Source organism: Halorubrum sp. GN11_10-6_MGM (assembly GCF_005435165.1).
Lineage (GTDB): Archaea > Halobacteriota > Halobacteria > Halobacteriales > Haloferacaceae > Halorubrum.
Window position 1 is genome coordinate 61229 of the sequence record NZ_SGUC01000017.1, and the last position, 6000, is coordinate 67228.

8 protein-coding genes, 1 tRNA gene and 1 pseudogene are annotated in these 6000 nt (G+C 69.5%); 5 read left to right on the forward strand and 5 right to left on the reverse strand.

What is annotated here, in order from left to right:
- Positions 1–68 precede the first annotated feature (68 nt).
- Positions 69–587: a hypothetical protein gene (locus EXE46_RS10040; protein WP_137688259.1), complete on the forward strand. Its 519-nt coding sequence runs from the start codon at positions 69–71 to the stop codon at positions 585–587.
- A gap of 38 nt (positions 588–625) precedes the next feature.
- Here the strand turns inward: EXE46_RS10040 and ribB are convergent, their stop codons facing one another.
- Together ribB and EXE46_RS10050 are read right to left on the reverse strand one after the other, a co-directional pair.
- Positions 626–1357 carry a 3,4-dihydroxy-2-butanone-4-phosphate synthase gene (ribB, locus tag EXE46_RS10045; RefSeq protein ID WP_137688260.1) on the reverse strand — a complete coding sequence of 244 codons (732 nt, stop codon included), beginning with the start codon at positions 1355–1357 and terminating at the stop codon, positions 626–628.
- Positions 1357–2115: a DUF120 domain-containing protein gene (locus EXE46_RS10050; protein ID WP_137688261.1), complete on the reverse strand. Its 759-nt coding sequence runs from the start codon at positions 2113–2115 to the stop codon at positions 1357–1359. Before EXE46_RS10050 ends, ribB begins: the two co-directional genes overlap by 1 nt.
- A 255-nt stretch (positions 2116–2370) precedes the next feature.
- Between EXE46_RS10050 and EXE46_RS10055 the strand changes: the two genes are divergently transcribed.
- Positions 2371–2442, forward strand: a tRNA-Ala gene (locus EXE46_RS10055).
- Positions 2443–2558: 116 nt separating this feature from the next.
- Here EXE46_RS10055 and EXE46_RS10060 read toward each other — a convergent pair.
- Positions 2559–2918: a PIN domain-containing protein gene (locus EXE46_RS10060; protein WP_241981529.1), complete on the reverse strand. Its 360-nt coding sequence runs from the start codon at positions 2916–2918 to the stop codon at positions 2559–2561.
- A 22-nt stretch (positions 2919–2940) separates the two neighbouring features.
- Positions 2941–3189 carry an antitoxin VapB family protein gene (locus EXE46_RS10065; RefSeq protein ID WP_137688263.1) on the reverse strand — a complete coding sequence of 83 codons (249 nt, stop codon included), beginning with the start codon at positions 3187–3189 and terminating at the stop codon, positions 2941–2943.
- A gap of 147 nt (positions 3190–3336) precedes the next feature.
- Between EXE46_RS10065 and EXE46_RS17620 the strand changes: the two genes are divergently transcribed.
- The 3 genes from EXE46_RS17620 (at position 3337) to EXE46_RS10075 (ending at position 5717) form a co-directional block, all read left to right on the forward strand.
- The gene (locus tag EXE46_RS17620) at positions 3337–3465 is read left to right on the forward strand and encodes a hypothetical protein (RefSeq protein WP_255509526.1); all 129 of its coding nucleotides are present in this window, start codon (positions 3337–3339) and stop codon (positions 3463–3465) included.
- Between the two features lie 132 nt (positions 3466–3597).
- Positions 3598–4206, forward strand: coding sequence for a MaoC family dehydratase (locus EXE46_RS10070; RefSeq protein WP_137688264.1), 609 nt, complete (start codon positions 3598–3600; stop codon positions 4204–4206).
- Positions 4203–5717: an acetyl-CoA hydrolase/transferase C-terminal domain-containing protein gene (locus tag EXE46_RS10075; protein WP_137688265.1), complete on the forward strand. Its 1515-nt coding sequence runs from the start codon at positions 4203–4205 to the stop codon at positions 5715–5717. Before EXE46_RS10070 ends, EXE46_RS10075 begins: the two co-directional genes overlap by 4 nt.
- A 177-nt stretch (positions 5718–5894) precedes the next feature.
- On the opposite strand, the pseudogene EXE46_RS10080 reads toward EXE46_RS10075, so the two are convergent.
- Positions 5895–6000, reverse strand: a pseudogene (locus tag EXE46_RS10080) (IS5/IS1182 family transposase); the annotation flags it as partial.

The following is a 6000-nucleotide window of genomic DNA, read 5'->3' on the forward strand; positions in this document are numbered from 1 at the left end:
CGGGGGCTGCCGGAACGCTCGCCGCGGACCCCCCGAAGGCCTATGACGCGCCGGGGTTCAGATCCGACATGGCCGATCCGCCGTCACCGACCCTCGGCGCTCTCCGCCCGCGACGCGCGCACGACCTCCCGTTCCTCGTCGCCGCGTACGTCCTCGGCTGCGGCGGCGTCCTCGCGCTCGACCCGTGGCCGTGGGTCGTGAAGGCGCTGTTCTTCGCCGCGCTGCCGCTGCTCGCGTACGCCGCGGCCGCGGGCTTCGTCGCGCTCGCCCCCGACCGCGTTCCGACGCCCTCGCGGTCGCGGGCAGTCAAGACCGCCGCGCTCGCCGGGGTCACCGCGATAGGCTTCACCGTCTGGCTCACCGACGCGCTGTCGATCGCCGTCGTCGGGCTCCCGGCGGCCGCCGTGCTCGCGTGGCCCATGGCGGCCGCCGTGTACCTCGGTGTCATGGTCGCTTGGTCGGGGTCGTCGCCGCTGATCGCCATCGCCCTGTTCGCGCTCGGGGCGGCGGGGACGGCGGTCTGGCAGTACTGGCTCGTCGGGTGGTCCAGTCGGCGGATCGCGGCGATACGAGCGAGCCGACGGTAGGAGAACGGCGGGCCGGAGCGCGGGCGCCGGCGAACCGATTACTTCAGCGCCTCGACGAGGGTCGCCCCCTCGACGTAGGGGATGTCGCGGCGGGCCGCGTAGGCGGCGGCGTCGGCGGGCGCCAAGGCGTCGCCGGTCTCGTCGTCGAGCATCTCGCAGACCACGGCGGCGGGTGCGGTGCCCACGGCCTCGGCCATCGCGAGGCCGAGTTCCGTGTGGCCGGTCCGCCCCGCGAGACCGTCGTGGTCGCCGCGCAGCACGTGGACGTGACCGGGTGCGCGGAACTCCGCGGCGAAGTCGTCGGGGCCGTAGGCGGTCGGGTCGTCCCGGACGCGGCCGGCCGCGTTCGCCACCTCGACGATGGTCTTCGCGCGGTCCGCGTCCGTGATCCCGGTGAACGTCTCGCGGTGGTTCACGGGTAACGAGAACGAGGACCGGTCGTCGTAGTCGGGGTCGTCGTCGACCGCGGGGTGGTCGATGGCGTCGGCGAGGAACGGCAGGTCGAACGCGTCGCCGACCGCGTCGCTCACGGCCACGCAGATCAGCCCGCCGGCGTCGTTGCGCATGTGCGCGACCGCGGCCTCGTCGACGGCGCCCGCCGGGTAGACGATGTCCGTCTCTCCCTCGCGGTCCGCGAAGTCGTGGACGCAGACGGGGTCGCCGGCGCGGAAGGCGTCGAGCGCGCGCTCGACGGGGTCGGTGGTCTCGGCGTCGACCGACTCTCTCGCCCCCGGGGTCGCCTCCGCGTCGGCGTCGACGTCGGCGCGCATCAGGCGGCCTCCGTCTCGACCGCGGTCGCCTCCGGCTCGTCGGCGCGACTCGTCGGCTCGACGCGAACCTCTACCGCGTCGCCGTCCGCGAGGTCGAGCGCGTCGCGCAGACGGTCCGGCGCGATCAGTTCGAGCTGGTCGTCGTCGTGGTGCGTGCGGTCGGGGACGATGGCGTGGACCTCCTCGTAGCGCTCGTCGCCCGCGACGAGGGTGACCCCGTAGCAGGTGGCCGCCCCGTAGGTGCGGTCCTCGCCCTCCCACGCGTCGATGGGCACGGCGTCGATGCCGGCCATCTCGCCGCGCCGGCGGACGCTCTCCTCGGTGAGGTCGACGTTGAGCGTGCCCGGGAACGGGTCGTAGCCGAGTCGCTCGCGGAACTGATCGGCGTACCCCGGGAGCGTGATGTAGTGGCGTCCCTCGCCCATTCCGCCGGTGACCGACCCGCGGAGCGACAGCTCGACGTCCGACTCGAACAGCCGGCGGTAGTCGGCGTACTCCGCGCGGAGCGCGGCCTCGCCCGCGTCGGTCACCCGGACCCACTGCCCGTCGCTGACCACGTCGCGCTCGATGTAGCCCGCGGATTCGAGCGTCTGGAGCCGCCGCGAGGCGGTCTGCGTGGAGGCGTCGAGTCGGTCGCCGAGCGCCGCGCACGACACCTTCGTCTCGGAGAGGCCGCCGACCAGCCCGACGTGTTTGAGGGCCGCGAGCGCGGCCGGGTCCACGTCGGTGTCCGCGTCGGTCGCCGTCGCGTCTGACATATCTCACGGTCGGTCGTCCGCGGGCAAAAGAGTAACGAATGTGGAATGCGTCTCAGAAACGTTAATCGACGAGGCCGACCGGAGACCGCCTGACGAATACGTTCCCTCGCGGGGTACCTAACCCCGTCGGTGCCGGCCGCGTTCGCGGGTGTCGGCCGGCTCGATCGAACCCGTTCGGTCCCGAAGTGGGAACCGCTCGCGTGCCGGTCACCGAAAGGTAAGGTACAAATACGAACGGCGATTGGTTCGTCGTGAGGGCTCGTAGATCAGTGGCAGATCGCTTCCTTCGCAAGGAAGAGGCCCGGGGTTCAAATCCCCGCGAGTCCACTCCTGCGCTCACTTCGTTCGCTTAGTCGTTCCCTCGCGTGGTCCCGTTCGCTGCCGCTCACGGGACCCCCGCGAGTCCATGTTTTTGTACCGCGAGCAACGTCGCGAGCGGCGTCTCAGTACTCGCGGACTTCAACGTCCGGGATCCGATTGAAATCCGCTGGATTGCCGGTGATAACCGGTTCGTCGTGACGGATCGCAGTCGCGGCAATCTTGATGTCGCCCTGTCCGATGCGACCTCCCTCGCGACGGAGTTGTCCGTCGATACGTCCGGCGTGTTTCGCAACGTCCTCGGTGAGACCGACGATGGGACGCGACTCCAACACGGACTGGATGTTCTCGACCTCTCGGGACGCGCTCTCCGAGTAGCCGACGCCGACGTACAGTTCGTACACGACCTGCGCCGGTACTCGCTGTGGGACGCTGCTCCCCTCGATTTCGCGTGCGGCCTCCACCGCCCCGTCGTCGCCGTTCATCAGATCGATGAGAAACGACGAATCAAGAATCATCGTCGCCGTCGAATCGGTCGACCAACTCGTCGATTTCCCGCGTGCCGGCTTCGTCGGATTCGTCGATAGCGCGCCGGAACTCGTCGGCTTCCTCGTCGCTCAAGATCCCGGCCAGATCGAGCAAGGACGCCCTGCCAATCAGGCGTTCCACGGTCTCGGAGAACGTTTCGTCCGGCCGCTTTTCGCTTTTTATCCGCTCGTAGACGTCCTCATCGAGCCGAACGTTACGAGTACTCATGTGTATACGTCGTATACGAACTCTCTTTAATATTCCTCCGCGGTTAGAAAGTCGAACGCTGAATTCCGGGACTCGGTCCGCTCTCCCGCGTCGACCGACCCTTCCGGACCCAGACCGCTTATATATCCCGAGTAAGTTGAGCGTCGTATGGGTATCTCCGAGATCCTTGAGGGGACGAACCTCACGCACCGGCAGATGGGGATCATCATGGTCGGGTGGATCCTGCTCGTCACCATCGTCTCCGTCGGCCTGCTGCTGTACACGTCGTCGCTGTAGGCTCCGGCGCGCCCGGTCCGTGCGGGGCGGCCGAATCGATCGCGCTGAGGCCGAATCGATCGCGCCGAGGCCGATCCGGCGGACGGGGCCGCGAGCGCAACCCTCTTTTAGCCGTTCGTTGTCGGGGTCGGTATGGCACGCGACAGCGACGCACACGACGGAGACGAGGCCGAGACGGACGGCGGCGACGATGGGGAAACGGACCGCCGGCTCGTCGGCGGTTGGGAGGGGCGTTACTACGAGGACTTCGAGGTCGGGGACGTGTACAAACACCCCTACGGTCGGACGGTGACCGAGACGGACAACGTCTGGTTCACCAACCTCTCGATGAACCTCAACCCGATGCACTTCAACGAGGCGTACGCCGCCGAGACGGAGTTCGGCGAGCGCCTCGTCGACGGCACCTTCGTCATCGCCCTCGCGGTCGGGATGAGCGTCATCGACGTGAGCGCGAACGCGACCGCGAACCTCGGCTACGACGCCATCCGCCACCACGCGCCCGTCTTCCACGGCGACACGCTGTTCGCGGAGTCGGAGGTGATCGAGAAGCGCGAGTCCTCCTCCCGCGACCACGTCGGCATCGTCACCACGGAGCTTCGCGCGTACAACCAGAACGACGAGCTCGTCCTCTCCTTGGAGCGCACGCCGATGGTTCTGAAGCGCTCGCACGCCGAGCCGAGCGCGGCGCAGCCCACGGGCTGGCCCGAGGGGATCGGCACCCAGCCGGAGGACCTGGAGTGACGCCCGCGCCCTCCGGCCCCGCGGCGCCCACGCTCGACGACCCGGTGCCGGCGACGCGGCTCGGCGGCGACCTGCCGTTCGCCGGTCCCGAGGAGGCGGCCGCGCTCGTCCCCGAGACCGCGACGCTGCTCGTCTCCGGCTTCGGCGGCGTCGGCTACCCGAAGCTGGTGCCCGAGGCGGTCGCCGCCGCCGACGGGGAGCGCGAGCTCACCGTGATCTCCGGCGGCGGCGTCGGCGACGAGATCGACCGCGACCTCGTCGAGTCCGGCGACATGGCCCGGCGCTACCCGTTCGTCCCGAACGAGACCTCCCGCGGGGCCGCCAACGAGGGCCGGCTCGCCTTCCACGACCGCCACATCTCGCGGCTCGCGGACGAGGTTCGCTTCGGCGGCCTCCGCGCAGGGATGCGCGGCGAGACGGTCGCGGTCGTCGAGGCGGTCGCGGTCGGCCCCGACTGGCTCGTCCCCTCCACGTCGATCGGACACACGCCCGCCTACGTCGGCGCGGCCGACCGGCTCGTCGTCGAGGTCAACCGCGCGCAGCCGCTCGACCTCGCCCGCGTTCACGACGTCCACGTGCGCGAGGACCCGCCGAACCGGGCGCCGATACCCCTCGACGACCCGCTCGGCGAGACGGGCGGCCCGGCGGTCGCGTTCGACCCCGAGAAGCTCGCCGCCGTCGTCGAGACGGACCGGCCGGACGACCCCTACGAGTTCCGCGCGGTCTCCGCGACCGACGAGGCCATCGCGGCGAACCTCGGCGAGTTCCTGGAGGCCGAACTCGACCGCAACCCCCTGCTCGCCGACGCGGTGAACCTCCAGTTCGGCGTCGGCAGCCTCGGCAACGCCCTGATGGGCGCGCTCGCGGACGTCGACTTCGGCGACCGCGACGTGGCGTACGTCGGGGAGGTGGTTCAGGACGGCCTCCTCGACATGCTCGACGCGGGCGACCTCCGCGGCGCGAGCGCCACCTCGCTGGCGCTGTCGAGCGAGGGGCAAGATCGGCTGTTCGCGGACGTCGAACGCTACGCCGAGGACGTCGTCCTCCGCCCGGCCGACGTCTCGAACGCGCCGGAGCTCATCGACCGCTTCGGCGTCGTCGGCGTCAACAGCGCCGTCGAGGTCGACCTCTACGGCAACGTGAACGCGACCCACATCGGCGGGACCCGCGTCGTCAACGGCATCGGCGGCGGCGGCGACTTCGCGCGAAACTGCCGGCTCGGGATCGTCGCGCTCCCCTCGACCGCGGTCGACGGCGACGTCTCGCGGGTCGTCCCGCTGACGCCGCACGTCGACCATTCCGAACACGACGCGAGCGTGGTCGTCACCGAACACGGCGTGGCCGACCTCCGGGGACTCTCCCCGCGCGAGCGCGCCGAGGAACTGATCGCGGTGGCCGACCCCTCGTTCCGCGAGGACCTCGACGCGTACCGCGCGCGAGCCGACGAGCGCGGCGGAAACACGCCGCACCACCTCCCCTCGGCGTTCTCGTGGAACTCGAACGAGCCGTAGCCGCGCGAGTTCCGTTTTTCCAACTCGAAAAAGATGAAATCTCTCGGAAAGTAACTCGCCCTGTAGTATCGTTTCCCGGGCGATGCCCTCGCTTTCCGTCAATTCTCAGCCGCGACGATACCCTTTTACGAATCCACGATATGGCTAGACCTACATGAGCGTGTCATAGAATCCATCTCATAGCTTCTCACAGCCCGGTAGGTTTCCGCGCTCGTAGTTGGTGATGGCAATAACGAGCCGTAGGCACAGCGCAACGAACACTTCTGTTCGTGCGTGGACGCGG